The organism is Pseudomonas sp. FP818 (genome assembly GCF_030687335.1).
In the GTDB taxonomy this organism is placed as follows: domain Bacteria; phylum Pseudomonadota; class Gammaproteobacteria; order Pseudomonadales; family Pseudomonadaceae; genus Aquipseudomonas; species Aquipseudomonas shahriarae.
In genome coordinates, this window is sequence record NZ_CP117427.1 from 4,755,355 (window position 1) to 4,771,497 (window position 16,143).

Sequence of the window (16,143 nt, forward strand, 5' to 3'; positions counted from 1 at the left end):
TTTATGCACAAGCACTGCCTGGCTTTGCCCGCCCTGCTGTTACTGGTCTCGGCGCAACCTGCGCTGGCCGCCTCGACCGTGGACCTGAGCGTCAAAGGCCAGGTCACGCCGACAGCCTGTACCCCGCTGCTGTCCAGCGGCGGGATGATCGACTACGGCAAGATTTCCCAGCATGACCTGAACCTCGACAAGGGCACACGCCTGCCGATCAAGCAGCTGCAAGTCAGAATCGGCTGCAATGCCCCAGCGCGCTTTGCCCTGCGCATGCGCGACAATCGCAACGGTTCGGCCACGGTCAACAGCGAGATCTATTACGGGCTGGGGTTCGACAACAGTGGTAATCGCATCGGGCTGTATTCCATGACGTTTGATCCCAGAAAAACGCTGGTCGACAGTACTTCGCTGATCTACGGCACCGAGTCCACCACCGGCGGCCTGGCCTGGCGTACCGCCAACCTCAACACCATCGAGATTGGCGCCAACAGTTACCTGGGGTTCACCGAAACCAAAGACAGTGTCGCCGGACCGTCGGCGATTCAGGTTCTGATCAGCACGGTCAAAGTCGAAGCGGTGATCAATGCCCGACAGAACCTGGACCTGAGCACCGACACCCCGCTGGATGGCTCGGCAACCCTGGAAGTGCTGTATCTCTAGAGTTTCTCGCTGGTGACCTGCACATACTGCGCACGTCCTGCGCCCAGCCCGGCGACGATTGCACCCAGGCCGATTACCGCGAAAATCCAGCCAATGGCCGTCCAGCCGCCGGTCCAGTCATGCACCAGGCCGACCGCGAACGGGCCAAGGGACGCCAGGGTGTAGCCGATGCCCTGGGCCATGCTCGACAGGTTGGCGGCCACATGGGAATCGCGCGAGCGCAGCACGATCAAGGTCAGCGCCAGGCTGAACGTGCCGCCCTGGCCCAGGCCCAACAGAATCGCCCAGCCCCACAGACCGTCCAACGGTGCATACAGGCACCCGAACAGGCCGCCGAGGGTCAGCAGCATCACCACCACAATGGCCAGGCGTTGATCCTTGCCACGGGTGGCCAGCCAGGGTGCGGCCAGGGAGCTGGCCAGTTGCACGATGATCGAGCCGGACAGGGCCAACCCGGCTTCAGTGGCACTCAGGCCACGGCCGATGAGGATCGACGGCAGCCAGCCGAACACGATATAGGCCAGGGACGATTGCAGGCCCATATACAACGTCACCTGCCAGGCCAGCGGGTCGCGCAGCAAGCCCTTGACCCGATACGCCACCTGGTGGGCGCCGTGTTTCTGCCCGACTTGCGGCAACCAGAACAGCGCCGCCAGCAGTGCCGGCATCATCCAGAAGCCCAGGCCGATGTTCCAGCTGTCTGCGAAGTAATGACTCAACGGCACCGTGGCCCCTGCTGCCAACGCCGCGCCCAGGCACAGGGCCATGGTGTAGACCCCCGTCATGGCCCCGGCCTGCCTGGCGAAGTCACGCTTGACGATACCCGGCAACAACACCCCGATAATGCCGATACTGGCCCCGGCCAACAGACTGCCGGCGAACAGCCCGACCTCACCGAACGAGCTGCGCAGAATGATCCCGGCGGCCAGGGTCAATAAAATCCCCAGCACTACCCGCTCGGCGCCAAACCGTCGGGCGAGGATCGGCGCCATGGGCGCAAACAGGCCCAGGCACAGCACCGGCAAGGTGGTCAGCAGGCCGGCCTGGGCCGCCGACAACCCCAGGCTGGCGGACACTTCACTGAGCAGCGGTGCCATGCTCGACAACGCCGGGCGCAGGTTCAACGCCACCAGGATCAGGCCCAGTAACAACAGCCACGGACGATGCACCTGCGGCGGACTGTGCTGGACCACCTCGTCGTCGGCCTCGGCGTCGATCAGCAATTCTTCAAGGGCATTTTCTGGGCGGGGCATGGCGTTCTCGGGTTCAAGGTTCATTGATCAACTGCCGGGACAGGGCTTTGGCGCGCTCCGGGGCCTGCTGCTCCACGGCATTGAGCAGTTCGACATGCAGGTCGAACACTGCCTGGCGACGCGGCTTGATATTCAGGGTCTGGCGCAACTGGGCGCCGACGATGCTGGAAAAGTACTGGTACAGCTCGCTCAAGGCCGGGTTGTGGGCCGCGTCCACCAAGCGCTTGTGGAACACCAGGTCGCACTGGATGTAATGCTCCAGGTCGCCGTGGTAGTGCTCGCCACTGGCCTGCAGCGCTTGGTGCAGGCGTTGCAGATCCTCAGGGGTGCGGCGCAAGGCCGCCAGGCCGACGGCCTCGACCTCAAGAATCTGCCGCGTCTCCTGCGCCTGCTCCAGGGTGCACTGGGACATGGCATTCATCACCCCCAACGGATCGGTCATGGAACGCAGGTAGCTACCGTCTCCCTGGCGAACCTCGATCAGCCCGGAGAACGCCAGCACCCGCATGGCTTCGCGCACGGTATTGCGGCTGATGCCCAGCTCGGCCGACAGCTCCGGCTCGGTGGGCAGGCGCTCGCCAATCGCCCATTTGCCTTGGGTGATGCGCTGGCGCAGTTGGTCCAGGGCCTGGTCGACCAGGGAGCGTTTGATCAGAGGGGCGATGTCCGGCATGAGTTTTGTACTTTCGTCCAATCATAGGATGAATTTTCGTACAGCCTATTCGGAGTTGCCTATAGAAGCAACGCACCAGGGTTTTCAGGCGGGCAAAGGAAGCGAATTTTCAATCAGTAAAATTACCCTTCAAGGGTAACTATTGGCCTCAGGTGTCTTATGGAAAAGTACACACCTCATTACGATTCGGCGGTGATAAAGGCGGATGTCAGGCGGCTTGGAAGGAACGCAAAACCATCAGTGTCCAGGGCATGGGGCGTCGGGTCGACACTCTTTCAGGCTGGGGATGCAAAGCCTGTGGCGACGGCTTTTGGGACCCCGATACCGATAGTGCGGATCGCTATGCAGAAGCGGGTGATGAGTTGGTTCTCGCCGCGCGAAAAATGATCGGCGCCGAGATAAAACGCATCCGCCGAAAACGGCACCTTACACAAAAAGAAGCAGTGCAATTGCTGTCCGGGGGCGGCCACAACGCGTTCTCTCGGTACGAGCGCGGTGAGTTGATGGCACCCAAACCCTTGGTGCTGTTGATGCGGTTATTGGATCGTCACCCACATTTGCTGGCAGACGCAAAAGCTCTCGCCGAGGGTGCTGATTTGTTCGGTGCCTTCACCTCTACCGTGAACAGCGACACTGAAGTACTCAACGCTTCCTAGCCGCAAAAAAAACCCGGCGCCAGGCCGGGTTGGTCTCAAACATCCATCAATGCAAAATCTGACTCAAGAACAACTTGGTCCGCTCATTCTGCGGGTTGTCGAAGAAGTCATTGGGCGCCGCCTGTTCCACGATCTCGCCCTTATCCATAAAGATCACGCGGTTGGCCACGGTGCGCGCAAAGCCCATTTCGTGGGTCACGCACAACATGGTCATGCCGTCTTCGGCCAGGCCGATCATGGTGTCCAGCACCTCCTTGACCATCTCCGGGTCGAGGGCCGAGGTCGGCTCGTCGAACAGCATGATTTTCGGCTTCATGCACAGGGCACGGGCAATCGCCACGCGCTGTTGCTGGCCGCCCGACAATTGCCCCGGGAACTTGTGGGCCTGCTCCGGGATGCGCACGCGCTCCAGGTAGTGCATGGCGATTTCCTCGGCCTTGCGCTTGGGCATCTTGCGCACCCACATCGGCGCCAGCGTGCAGTTCTGCAGGATGGTCAGGTGCGGGAACAGGTTGAAGTGCTGGAACACCATGCCCACTTCCCGGCGCACGCTTTCGATCTGCTTGAGGTCATTGGTCAGTTCCACGCCATCGACCACGATGCGCCCCTGCTGGTGCTCTTCCAGGCGGTTGAGGCAGCGGATGGTGGTGGATTTGCCCGAACCGGACGGGCCGCACAGCACGATGCGCTCGCCCTGCTTGACGTTGAGGTTGATGTCTTTCAACACATGGAACTGGCCGTACCACTTGTTGACGCCCTGCATCTGGATAATGCCTTCAGGGCTCACCGGCTGTTTGATTGCTTCGCTCATCAAAAAACTCCTAACGCTTGTGGCCAGTGTCGAGCTTGTGTTCCAAATGAATGGAATAGCGCGACATACCAAAACAGAAAATCCAGAACACCAGGGCCGCGAACACATAGCCTTCAGTGGCCATGCCCAGCCATTTCGGGTCGGCGGCGGCTTGCTTGACGCTGTTGAGCAGGTCGAACAAGCCGATGATGATCACCAGGCTGGTGTCCTTGAACAGCGCAATAAACGTGTTGACGATGCCGGGGATCACCAGCTTCAGGGCTTGCGGCAGGATCACCAGGCCCATGCTGCGCCAGTAGCCCAGGCCCATCGCGGCGGCCGCTTCGTACTGCCCCTTGGGAATCGCCTGCAAGCCACCGCGCACCACTTCAGCCACATAGGCCGACTGGAACAGGATCACGCCGATCAGGGCCCGCAGCAGCTTGTCGATGCCCATGCCTTCAGGCAGGAACAGCGGCAGCATCACCGACGACATGAACAGCACGGTAATCAACGGCACGCCGCGCCAGAACTCGATGAAGGTCACGCACACCACACGAATCGCCGGCATGTTCGAGCGTCGCCCCAGCGCCAGCACAATCCCCAGGGGCAAGGCCCCGGCGATGCCGACGGTGGCGATGACCAGGGTCAGCATCAGGCCGCCCCATTGGCTGGTGGCGACGTTGGTCAGGCCGAAGATCCCGCCGTGCAGCAGGAAGAAGGCGATGATCGGGTACAGCACCAGAAAGCCCAGGCCGTAGACCGCCTTGCGCTGAAACCGCGAGATAAACAGCGGGGCCACGCCAATCACCGCCAGCCACACGGTGAAGTCCACGCGCCAGCGCAGGTCGCCGGGATAGTAGCCGTACATGAACTGCCCGAAGCGCTGTTGGATAAACACCCAGCAGGCGCCTTCCTTGGTGCAGTCGGCGCGGGTGGTGCCGACCCAGTTGGCGTCGAGGATCGCCCACTGCAGGATCGGCGGCACCACCAGGTACACCAGGTAGAACGCCAGCAAGGTCAGCAGGGTATTGAGCCAACTGGAAAACAGGTTGGCGCGCATCCATGCCATCGGGCCAAAGACTTTGTTCGGCGGCGGCATATCAGGTTTGAAAGTATGGGAAGTCATACGGGTGTCCTCACCGTTCGATCAGCGCAATGCGCTTGTTGTACCCGTTCATCAGCAGGGAAATGCTGATGCTGATTGCCAGGTACACGCTCATGGTGATGGCAATGACCTCGATGGCCTGGCCGGTCTGGTTGAGCACCGTGCCGGCAAACAGCGAAACCATTTCCGGGTAACCGATACCGGCGGCCAGGGACGAGTTTTTCGCCAGGTTCAGGTATTGGCTGGTCAGCGGCGGGATGATCACCCGCAGGGCTTGCGGGATGATGACCTTGCGCAGCGTGGGCCCGGGGCGCATGCCCAGGGAGCGCGCGGCTTCGGTCTGGCCGTGGCTGACCGACTTGATGCCCGAACGCACGATCTCGGCAATAAACGCTGCCGTGTAAACCGTGAGCGCCAGGGTCAGCGCCAGCAGCTCGGGGATCAGAACCCAGCCGCCGACGAAGTTGAAGCCCTTGAGTTCCGGCATTTGCCAATGCACGGGCGCACCAAACAGCAACGTGCACAACGCCGGGATCACCAGGAACAGCGCCAGGCCTGCCCAGAATTTGTGGAACGGTACGCCGGTGGCTTCAAAGCGTTTATTGGCCCAACGGCTCATCAACACAATGGCGATGATCGCCACCATCACGCTGACGACAAACGGCCAGAACCCATCGGCCGCGACGGCCGCCGGCATGTTCAGGCCACGGCTGCTGACAAAGAAGGTGTCGCCGAAGTTATGACTGTTGCGCGGCCCCGGCATGGTCAGGAACACCGCGAAATACCAGAACAGGATTTGCAGCAGCGGCGGAATATTGCGAAACACCTCCACATACACCGTCGCCAGTTTGCTGATGATCCAGTTCGGTGACAGCCGGGCCACGCCGATGATAAACCCGAGGATGGTGGCCAGGACCACACCGATCACGGTGACCAGCAAGGTGTTGAGCAGACCGATCACAAAGACCCGGGCATAGCTGTCCGATTCGGTGTAGTCGATCAAATGTTGAGCGATGCCGAAACCGGCGCTGCGCTCCAGGAAGTCGAAGCCGGAGGTAATGCCCCGGTGCTGAAGATTGGTTTGCGTGTTGTTGAACAGGTACCAGCCCAACGCGACCACCGCCACGATGGTGATGATCTGGAACAGCCACGCACGCACTTTTGGATCACTGAAGCTGAGCTTCTGTTTTGGTGCGCCGATTTGAGTTTGCATTAAGTGCCCCGCAAAAAATGGAACAGAACATCACCCGGCGGTTGGCCCACCGGGTGATAGAACCATCAGCGATCAGCGCACAGGAGGTGCGTATTGAATGCCACCGTTGTTCCACAGCGCGTTCAGGCCACGGTCGATTTCCAGCGGGGTGCTCTTGCCCAGGTTGCGCTCGAACACTTCACCGTAGTTACCGACCTGCTTGACGATCTGGACCACCCAATCCTTCTTCACTTTCAAGTCTTTGCCGTATTCGCCGTCAGCGCCCAGCAGACGAGCAACGTCTGGGTTCTTGGTGGCCTTGGCTTCAGCCTCGACGTTTTTCGAGGTGATACCGGCTTCTTCAGCGTTGAGCATGGCGTAGCCCACCCAGCGCACGATGGCCAGCCACTCGTCGTCGCCATTACGCACGACCGGGCCCAGGGGCTCCTTGGAAATGGTTTCCGGGAGGACCACGTAGTCTTTCGGCGCGGCCAGCTTGCTGCGCTGGGCGAACAGTTGCGACTTGTCGGAGGTCAGCACGTCGCAGCGCCCGGACTCCAGGGACTTGGCGCTTTCATCGGAGGTGTCGAAGGTGATCGGGGTGTACTTGAGGTTGTTGCCACGGAAGTAGTCGGAAACGTTCAGCTCGGTGGTGGTACCGGCCTGGATGCAGATGGTTGCACCGTCCAGTTCCTTGGCACTTTTCACGCCCAGCTTGTTGTTGACCAAAAAGCCGATGCCGTCGTAGTAGGTGATGAACCCCGGGAATTTCAGGCCCATGCCCGCATCGCGGGAGCTGGTCATGGTGGTATTGCGCGAGAGGATGTCGACTTCGCCAGACTGCAGCGCGGTGAAACGCTCCTTGGCATTCAATTGGCTGAACTTGACCTTGGTCGCGTCGCCGAACACCGCAGCGGCCACGGCGCGGCAGTAGTCAGCGTCAATCCCGAGGATCTTGCCGCTGGCATCCGGCACCGAGAAACCCGGCAGGCCGTCGCTGACGCCACATTGCACAAACCCTTTCTTCTGCACTGCATCCAGGGTGGCACCGGCCTGGGCCAGACCACTGATCCCCAATACGGTCGCCGCAGTCACGATGGCCAGGGTGGACTTCAATACCTTCATTCAAACCTCCAGTTGCTCTTGTTGTGTCGGAGCTCGAACCTCTGCGCACCCTTATGAGGCGATATCGACCCGTGTTGGCTTTTTTTGGGGTCAAGCAGCAAGAGGCTGTCGCTGTCATTGCAGCGGCTATCCCAGAGGCGGTAGTCACTGATAGTGTTACCGTTCCCGGATAGTTCTGACATCAACCTACACATAGCAAGCGCCGTACCAGAGTGTCAGCTGAGTCGTTTCAGCCCAGGATCAATCGCAAAACAGTCAACCATGCGACATCTTGTTAACTGAGCCGCCTTGCACGAACTGCCTTGTCGCATCTCTTCGGCGCGCACGCACATTTATGGAGCAAACATGACCGACCCCTTGATTCTTCAGCCCGCCAAGCCCGCAGACGCCTGCGTAATCTGGTTGCATGGCCTGGGTGCCGATCGCTACGACTTCTTGCCAGTGGCGGAGGCGTTGCAGGAAACCTTGCTGTCCACGCGCTTTGTATTGCCCCAGGCTCCGACCCGTGCGGTGAGCATCAATGGCGGCTACGAGATGCCAAGCTGGTACGACATATTGGCCATGACCCCGGCACGGGCCATCAGCCGTGAACAGCTGGATGAGTCGGCAAAAATGGTCATTGATTTGATCGACCAACAAAAAGCCAGCGGAATAGACGCCTCGCGCATTTTCCTTGCCGGCTTCTCCCAAGGCGGCGCGGTGGTCCTGCACGCCGCCTTTATGAAATGGCAGGGGGCCTTGGGTGGCGTGCTTGCCCTCTCCACTTATGCACCGACGTTCAGCGATGAACTGGAACTGTCCGCCAGCCAGCAGCGCATTCCGGCCCTGTGCCTGCACGGCCAGTACGATGAAGTGGTGCAGAACGCCATGGGCCGCAGCGCCTATGAGCATTTAAAGCAGCAGGGTGTCACCGTGACATGGCAAGAATACCCAATGGGTCACGAAGTGTTACCCGAAGAGATCCGCGATATCGGTCAATGGCTAAGCCAGCGCCTTGGCTAAAAAACCGCCATTGTGTAGCCGCGTGTCCAACGCACTACGCCGCGCCCGATTCTTGCATTACACTGGCCGGCGTACATTCCTTAACCAATTGATGAGATGACCGTGCTCAAAGCACTCAAGAAGATGTTCGGTAAAAGCGAGGCTGAACCACTCGCCCCTGTTCCCAGCGCCCCGGCCCAAACTTCCGGCAGCCGCAATGACGGTAAACAGCCTGGCCGAACCGCGCCCGTTGCCTCGCCAAAACCAGCGCCTGCCACGCCTGCCGCCCCGGCTCCAGCCGCCCAGCCCGTAGAAGAACCACCGCGCGTAGAAAAACCGCGCCGCGAACGTGCGCCAAAACCGGTGGTAAAGCCGTGGAAACCGGAAGACTTCGTGGTTGAGCCCCAAGAGGGCAAGACCCGCTTTCACGACTTCAAGCTGGCCCCGGAACTGATGCATGCCATCCAGGACCTGGGCTTTCCATACTGCACGCCGATCCAGGCCCAGGTACTAGGCTTCACCCTGGCCGGCAAAGACGCCATTGGCCGCGCCCAGACCGGTACCGGCAAGACCGCAGCGTTCCTGATCTCGATCATTACCCAGCTGCTGCAAACCCCGCCGCCCAAAGAGCGCTACATGGGCGAGCCACGGGCACTGATCATCGCCCCGACCCGGGAGCTGGTGGTGCAGATCGCCAAGGATGCCGCCGACCTGACCAAATACACCGGCCTCAACGTCATGACGTTTGTGGGCGGCATGGACTTCGACAAACAGCTCAAGCACCTGGAAGCGCGGCACTGCGACATCCTGGTCGCCACCCCGGGCCGTTTGCTGGACTTCAACCAGCGTGGTGACGTGCACCTGGACATGGTTGAAGTGATGGTGCTGGACGAAGCCGACCGGATGCTCGACATGGGGTTTATCCCACAAGTGCGTCAGATCATTCGCCAGACCCCACCGAAAAACGAACGCCAGACCCTGCTGTTCTCCGCGACCTTCACCGAAGACGTGATGAACCTCGCCAAGCAGTGGACCACCGACCCGTCCATCGTCGAGATCGAGGCGCTGAACGTCGCCAGCGAAAACGTCGAACAGCATATCTATGCGGTGGCCGGTGCCGACAAATACAAGCTGCTCTACAACCTGGTCAACGACAACGGTTGGGAGCGGGTCATGGTATTTGCCAACCGCAAGGACGAAGTGCGGCGCATTGAAGAACGCCTGGTTCGCGACGGCGTCAATGCCGCGCAACTGTCCGGCGACGTGCCGCAGCACAAACGCATCAAGACCCTGGAAGGCTTTCGCGAAGGCAAGATCCGCGTGCTGGTGGCCACCGATGTGGCAGGCCGCGGGATTCATATCGACGGCATCAGCCACGTGATCAACTTCACCCTGCCGGAAGTGCCGGACGACTACGTACACCGTATCGGCCGTACCGGGCGTGCAGGCGCTGCCGGTGTGTCGATCAGCTTTGCCGGGGAAGACGATTCGTATCAATTGCCGTCGATCGAAACCTTGCTGGGCCGCAAGATCAGCTGCGAAACGCCGCCGACGCACTTGCTGCGTCCCGTAGAGCGTAAACGCCCTTAAGCTGGAATGCGGTAAAAGATGTGGGAGCGTGCTTGCTCGCGAACGCAGTGAATCAGTCAATATGTCCAGAGACTGACACACCGCATTCGCGAGCAAGCCCGCTCCCACATTTGCTTTCAGCGCTTTCACATTCAAGGAGGAACACATGAACCAGGCCGACTACATCATCATCGGCGGCGGTATTGCCGGTGCCTCCGCCGGTTACTGGCTGTCCCGACACGCCCGCGTCATCGTGCTGGAGCGTGAGTCCATGCCGGGCTATCACTCCACTGGCCGCTCGGCCGCGCTGTATATCGCCGCCTACGGTACCCCGCAAGTGCGCGCCTTGACCCTGGGCAGCCGCGACTTCTTCGATCACCCGCCCGCAGGTTTCAGCGAGCATCCGTTGCTCACGCCCCGTGGCGAACTGCTGGTGGACCTGCTGGGCGATCCTGACGAACTGCAGCGCCAATACCTGAGTGCCAAGGCCCTGGTACCCGAGACGCAGCTGCTGAGTGCCGAGGAGGCGCTGCACAGGCTGCCGATCCTGCGCCCGGAAAAAGTCCACGGGGCGATCTACGACCCGACGGTCTGCGACATCGACACCGACGCGCTGTACCAAGGCTATCTACGTGGTATCCGGCGCAATGGCGGAGAAATCCACACCGACAATGAAGTGCAGAAACTGACCCGCGACGGCGAGGGCCAGTGGCACGTGCGCACTTCGCAACAACGCTTCAGCGCCCCGGTGATCCTCAATGCCGCCGGCGCCTGGGCCGACACCATTGGCGAGCTGGCCGGAGCGCGGAAGATCGGCCTGCAACCCAAGCGGCGCAGCGCCTTTATCTTCGCGCCCCCCGCCGAGGTGAATAGCCACACCTGGCCGGAACTGGCGGCCCTCGACGGCTCGTTCTACATGAAGCCCGACGCCGGCATGTTCCTCGGCTCACCGGCCAATGCCGACCCGGTGGCGCCCCACGACGTGCAACCCGAAGAGCTGGACATTGCCACGGGCATCTATCACATCGAACAAGCCACCACCCTGAGCATCCGCCGCCCGACCCGCACCTGGGCAGGGTTGCGCAGCTTTGTCAGCGATGGCGACCTGGTGTGCGGGTTCGATCCACAGGTCGAGGGTTTATTCTGGGTCGCGGCCCAGGGCGGTTATGGCATCCAGACCTCACCGGCGATGGGCCAGGCCAGTGCGGCATTGGTTCGCCACCTGGCGTTACCCGAGGCGTTGCAGCGTGCCGGCCTGACGGAGGCGATGTTATCGCCCCGGCGCCTGGGTTGATTGCAGGCACGGTACCCTGCTGGATCATCCTTGATACAACTGCGCAATGATGGGCTGGCGAATGCGCGACGCCTCGTCTCTGAATGCCTGGTAATAGCCTGCACTGCTGGCCGGCATATCCACCAGGCGACTGCCCGTGGCTTGCGGCTGGGGATGGGCCGAACCGGGAGCACCTGGCACGGGTTGGGCAGGATCGCCACCACCCGAGCCTGCCGATGTGGTTCTGGCCTCTACCGAGCGACCAAAGTTGGTACTTCTCAATACGAAACGGGTGACCCCGTAAATCTTGCTGAAGCTAGTGATTCCCTGTTTATCGGTGAACTTATAGCTCAAGCCCAGCATCCGCTTGCCAGCCGCCAGAAAGCTGGCCCCCAGTGGGGCGTCAAAAAAGCTGCTGTACTTGACAAAGTCCTTGGCCGTGCTGGCCTTGAGAGCCGCAGTGTAGGCCATACTTGCCGACGTGTAGGCCCCCGCAAAGCTAACTACCCATGACGCCACAGAGAACCCGAAAGATGCCCACCCCAGGTTTTGGATGTGGTGCGAACGGTCCCAACCCATCGCCCTGTCGACCTCAGCGATACTCAAGGCTGCGACACTAAGCGTTCCCCCAACCACCCCCAACGATGCAGCCCCCAGCAGCGCCGCCTTGGAAGCAACAACCATCCCCGCCGCAGATGCCGCCGCCGTTCCAGCTGCCGCCGCATATGCCGCTACCGCGGTAACAAATCCGGGAGCCGCAAACCCTACCGTCACTATCGACAACACCAGCGCAACTCCGGTCAATACCCACTTCAACCAGTTCGGCAACAACCCGCTGGGGTCCATTAGGTTGACCGGATTACCAGCACAGTAGGCATAGCTGTTGATCCCCCCCTCGTCAAAAGGGCTCAGCGGATCAGGCTGCAAGAACATCATCAGGTGAGGATCGTAGACCCGTTGACCGTTGCCGAGAAAGTAGAGGTTGATCGCCGCATCCAGCCGTTGACCATTCAACGCCGGCAGTTGCAGATCAGCCATGCTACGGACCTTGCCGTCATCCAGCGGGATTTTCGTATCGCCGTAGGGCGTGTAGTGTCGCCGCACATGGGCCTGGCCTGGGGCCGATACGCCGCGCACACTACCGCTGGCATCGTTCATATGCAGTTGCAGCCCGTCGACGCCCCCGCTGCGTGCCATCACCTCATCCCCGCCGTCGGCGTAGCGGATCTTTTTATTGCCTTCAACCAGAGTCTCCAGCCGGTCGCCGGCGTATGCCAGCATCACCGGCGGCTCACTGCCCCGGGACGCCAGTACCTGGCGGGCCTCGGCATCGTATTGGTAGCTGTACTTGAGGGGACCGGCCTGCACTGTGGTCAACTGCTCAAAACCATTGTAGGTATAGGCCTGGCCCGCCGGGTGTGCCTGCAAGTTGCCCGCCGCGTCATACGTCAGTGTGACATCCTGCGCCGGGCGTGTATGGGTCAGCCGGGTCAGTTGAGTGGGATCGGCACCGGTAAAATAACGCTCGCAGGTGTCTTGCGTGCTGTCGGCAAACGTCGTGACAACCCGAGTAATGTTATTGAGGCTGTCAAAGCTGAAATCCTGCCCGACAATGCCACGCCCCAGATGATCCTTGGGGTGTTCGGGCCCCGTGCAGCGATAGGTCTTGAGCCGCAGAAAGGCATCGTAGGTGAAGGTCTCGCCGATCACCAGGCGTGAGCCGGCGTCCTTGAGTTCCCGTGTCGCCAACATACTGTTGAGGTGATACGTGCTGGTCATGACCTGGAACAGCGCACCGTTCTGCTCGAAGCGGCGCTCGGCTTCCCGACCCAGCGAGTCATAGGACAGCTTGGTAACGACTCGCGTGCTTTCATAGGCGGTGCTCAGGACATGCGGCCGGCCCAATGTATCGTAGGTTTGCTCGATGACCATGGCGCCAGTGGTCATCTTGGAGAACCGCCCGAACACATCGTACTCAAGCTGGCTGGACTGGCCGTCGGCGGAAGTTTGCTGCAGCAGGCGCCCGCCAGGGGAATAGCCATACTGCGAGGTCAGGACGTTGCCGTTGGCGGTTTGGATATCCTTTTCAGGACGGCCGTTGGCATCCATAACGAACTCATGGATCAAGCCATTGGTCTCGGAACGTGTCATAGCACCGGTAACCGGGTCATGCCGGTAGGTGCTCGCCGGATGGTCCGACATCTCAATCCGAGTCGGCACATCCAACTCTGTGTCATAAGTCAGGGTCTGGCGAACCCCACGGGAGGAAACCATGGTGAACGGTTCCATCTCTCCGGCCTTGTACTCCCAGGTCGTGGCCTGCCCCAATGCCCCACGCGTCTGGCTGGTCATTCTGCCGAGGCTATCGTAGGTACGGGCCCCCAGCCGCTTGTTGTCGACCGTAAAAGCACTGGCCAATTCACTGCTGGTGCCGGGGGCGTAATCCGTTTTACGCAGCCGATGAGGAGTGCCATCTATTGGTTTTTGAAGGGTCGTCAGCACCCGGTCGAACACGTCATAGGTCAGCTCAGTGGACGTTTTATTGACATCCACTGCCGTCACGCAGCGCCCCAGGCCATCGTAGGTATACGACGCCAGCTCCACTTTATTATTGTTGGCATCCAGGCGCTCCACCTTCATTGGCTGGTTATGCGTATTGAAATAGGTCAACAGCCGTTCACCGCCAACCACGCCCTCCTCCGTAAGATTGAGCCGCGGGTCATACTCGTTGATGACAACACGGCCATCGGCGTGGGTGACGCGGCTGGCGTTGCCCCACTTACTGTAGGAGTGGACGCTGCGCAACGAGCGTTGCCCGTTGGTCACGTAGTCGCTCTTGACCACTTCCACAGTTTGCCCAAGCGCGTCATAACGCCAAGTGCAGGCGACTCGCTCCTGGCTCGAGCCGATCAATTGTGCTTCGGACACCTGGCGTCCGGCACCGTCGTAGTAGGTAATCGTCTTGTTACCTTGCGCGTCCGCGGTAATCAGATGGGCACGCTTATTCTCTTCGGCAAAATGGTAAGCGTATTGCCGGGTCGCTTTCTGCGGCGCTCCAAGAGCTACGGTTTCTGCGGTCAGCCGGCCATTGACGTCGTACGCCAGGCCCATCGTGCTGCCGCCATCTCGCGTTAACGACAACAGGCGTCGACTGACCATCGAAAGCGTGCGTTTTGCCTCAAGCCATTGATTTCCTTGTTCTTCGCGCCCTTTCAACCGTCGGGTTTCGATCAGGTTATCGCCTTCAATGACGTAACTGAAATCACTGGTCAACAGCTGCCCGCCGACCGTACTGGTGCTGCTCTTCAACCGGCCAGCCAGCGCCACAGGGGTTTCGTAGTAAGTCTGCTGCATCACTAGCACACCAGCCTGGCTGCTCGATTGCTGTAGCACAAAATAACTACTGCCCGTCTGGGGGACGCGCGTATGGGTATATTCCGTGAGTCGCGCGGTAGGGGTGCCTCCTACAGGTACGAGTCGCTCTTGTTTGAGGTAGCGCTGGAACAATTTGTGGGGGTCCGCCGGGCATTTGCCGCTTTCGCCGGCAATCGGGTAATAACTGTATTCGGTGCGAATACCAGAGGGTTCGGTGCGGCTGAGTTCGTTGCCATAATCATCGGTTTCGATCTGCTGGATCTCTTCCCTCGAGGTGCCACCAGCTACGAGTTCATAGCGATTGGTAACGGTTTTGGGCAGCTGGAAGTTCGCGGGCTGGCTGGGAAATAGACCGGGGAGCGTGTTATAGGTGATATTTACTTTACTGCGCGTTCCCTCGCGTAGGACCTGCTTTTCGGTCAACAGGTGAAACTTATTGTAGGTGGTACGAGTGACGCTCAAGACCGTATTGTTATTGGCCGCGTCAATGCTTTTCTCCTCAGTCCAATAGTCATAGGCGCCGCTAATCAGATACAGGTTGTCCTCACCCTCTTTGAAACCACCCGCATAAGGGAACCCCGTGAAGTTCTGCCCTGGACTGTAATCATAAGTCCGGATCATTGGAGGTTGATTGGCACCTGGAGTCTGCGTCCAACTGGACACACGGGGGATGAATTGGTTGTTGCCATATTGATGACCGTTTTCGGTATAGTTGATCTGCTCAGTTCCGCCCATCGGCGTTTGCACCCGCTCAATCGCAACCAAGCCATTACGAAACGGCGTCCTGTATACAAACGTATAGGCAGCAACCCCCGGCGCACCACTACGATCGTAAGGCGCAGTGACACCTGTAAGGCGATCATTGATCTGTGTAAATCGCGTACGCGCATAACGCCCCCCCTCGACACGTCTATCAGCCGTTTGCAGGCGCCCACTCGCGTAGGTCAGTAGCAGCAACTCTTCCTGTTTGTGATTGAGGATACGCTCAAGAGAACCACCTGGGGCATAGCCGAATCTGAAGACCTCACCATTTTCAAATCTTATGGAAGTAATTCGATAAGGGAGCGTACTACTGGTACGCTCCAAAACTTCAATCGTGCCATCCCGATAAATCACATGCAGCGTGGTTTCATTCGTTCGCCTTACCACTAGATCTTTAAGTTTTCGATCCTTGAAAACCATCGTTCCGCCAACAGAAGGCATACCTTGCGTCTTAAATCGCTCGCCGCTAATCAACGTGAGTTGCGCACTGGAAAGGTCAAATTCCGTATTACTCAGGCGCCACCCCAACCCATAAGGTACACGGCCAGGCTCAAACATTGAAAATAACAAAACAATACTGCGACTGACCTCGAGAGGCCCCTCAGGAGATAATTGAGCCAAATTGATTTGGGCACCATACTGACCTGTTCGTGGATCGACGGAACCGTTCAAGTACGAGGAAAAATTAAATGCGTTGGAATAGACATTCATGGTAAGCACCTGTTCTGAAGA

12 protein-coding genes are annotated in these 16,143 nt (G+C 59.7%); 5 read left to right on the forward strand and 7 right to left on the reverse strand.

Annotation, left to right across the window (positions count from 1 at the left end):
* Nucleotides 1-3: 3 nt before the first annotated feature.
* Nucleotides 4-654, forward strand: a complete 651-nt coding sequence (locus PSH80_RS21575; RefSeq protein ID WP_169959725.1) for a DUF1120 domain-containing protein — start codon at nucleotides 4-6, stop codon at nucleotides 652-654.
* Here PSH80_RS21575 and PSH80_RS21580 read toward each other — a convergent pair.
* Nucleotides 651-1,931 (reverse strand): CynX/NimT family MFS transporter, encoded by a 1,281-nt coding sequence (locus PSH80_RS21580; RefSeq protein WP_120734114.1) that lies wholly within the window; start codon nucleotides 1,929-1,931, stop codon nucleotides 651-653. The two genes, PSH80_RS21575 and PSH80_RS21580, sit on opposite strands and share 4 nt — an antisense overlap.
* Complete coding sequence (locus PSH80_RS21585) at nucleotides 1,921-2,580, reverse strand: FadR/GntR family transcriptional regulator (RefSeq protein WP_057958539.1); 660 nt, start codon at nucleotides 2,578-2,580, stop codon at nucleotides 1,921-1,923. The genes PSH80_RS21580 and PSH80_RS21585 overlap by 11 nt, the downstream gene beginning before the upstream one ends.
* A gap of 152 nt (nucleotides 2,581-2,732) precedes the next feature.
* On the opposite strand from PSH80_RS21585, the gene PSH80_RS21590 reads away from it, so the two are divergent.
* Entirely contained in the window at nucleotides 2,733-3,236 is a 504-nt protein-coding gene (locus tag PSH80_RS21590) for a type II toxin-antitoxin system MqsA family antitoxin (protein WP_282405183.1), read from the forward strand.
* Between the two features lie 46 nt (nucleotides 3,237-3,282).
* Here PSH80_RS21590 and PSH80_RS21595 read toward each other — a convergent pair whose 3' ends face one another.
* The 4 genes from PSH80_RS21595 to PSH80_RS21610 form a co-directional block, all read right to left on the reverse strand.
* Complete coding sequence (locus PSH80_RS21595) at nucleotides 3,283-4,047, reverse strand: amino acid ABC transporter ATP-binding protein (RefSeq protein ID WP_045062117.1); 765 nt, start codon at nucleotides 4,045-4,047, stop codon at nucleotides 3,283-3,285.
* 10 nt (nucleotides 4,048-4,057) lie between these two features.
* Nucleotides 4,058-5,155: an amino acid ABC transporter permease gene (locus PSH80_RS21600; protein ID WP_057958538.1), complete on the reverse strand. Its 1,098-nt coding sequence runs from the start codon at nucleotides 5,153-5,155 to the stop codon at nucleotides 4,058-4,060.
* Nucleotides 5,156-5,165: 10 nt separating this feature from the next.
* On the reverse strand, nucleotides 5,166-6,347 hold the full coding sequence (locus PSH80_RS21605; RefSeq protein WP_282405182.1) for an amino acid ABC transporter permease: 1,182 nt from the start codon (nucleotides 6,345-6,347) through the stop codon (nucleotides 5,166-5,168).
* Nucleotides 6,348-6,419: 72 nt separating this feature from the next.
* The gene (locus PSH80_RS21610) at nucleotides 6,420-7,451 is read right to left on the reverse strand and encodes an amino acid ABC transporter substrate-binding protein (protein ID WP_057438245.1); all 1,032 of its coding nucleotides are present in this window, start codon (nucleotides 7,449-7,451) and stop codon (nucleotides 6,420-6,422) included.
* Between the two features lie 345 nt (nucleotides 7,452-7,796).
* Between PSH80_RS21610 and PSH80_RS21615 the strand changes: the two genes are divergently transcribed.
* From PSH80_RS21615 to PSH80_RS21625, 3 genes are all read left to right on the forward strand, one after another.
* Nucleotides 7,797-8,453: an alpha/beta hydrolase gene (locus PSH80_RS21615; RefSeq protein ID WP_057958536.1), complete on the forward strand. Its 657-nt coding sequence runs from the start codon at nucleotides 7,797-7,799 to the stop codon at nucleotides 8,451-8,453.
* Nucleotides 8,454-8,549: 96 nt separating this feature from the next.
* Nucleotides 8,550-10,022 carry an ATP-dependent RNA helicase RhlB gene (rhlB, locus tag PSH80_RS21620; protein ID WP_305418259.1) on the forward strand — a complete coding sequence of 491 codons (1,473 nt, stop codon included), beginning with the start codon at nucleotides 8,550-8,552 and terminating at the stop codon, nucleotides 10,020-10,022.
* A gap of 145 nt (nucleotides 10,023-10,167) precedes the next feature.
* Nucleotides 10,168-11,295 carry an FAD-binding oxidoreductase gene (locus PSH80_RS21625; protein ID WP_057958534.1) on the forward strand — a complete coding sequence of 376 codons (1,128 nt, stop codon included), beginning with the start codon at nucleotides 10,168-10,170 and terminating at the stop codon, nucleotides 11,293-11,295.
* Between the two features lie 24 nt (nucleotides 11,296-11,319).
* Here PSH80_RS21625 and PSH80_RS21630 read toward each other — a convergent pair whose 3' ends face one another.
* The gene (locus PSH80_RS21630; RefSeq protein ID WP_186625896.1) at nucleotides 11,320-16,122 is read right to left on the reverse strand and encodes an RHS repeat domain-containing protein; all 4,803 of its coding nucleotides are present in this window, start codon (nucleotides 16,120-16,122) and stop codon (nucleotides 11,320-11,322) included.
* Between the last annotated feature and the right edge of the window lie 21 nt (nucleotides 16,123-16,143).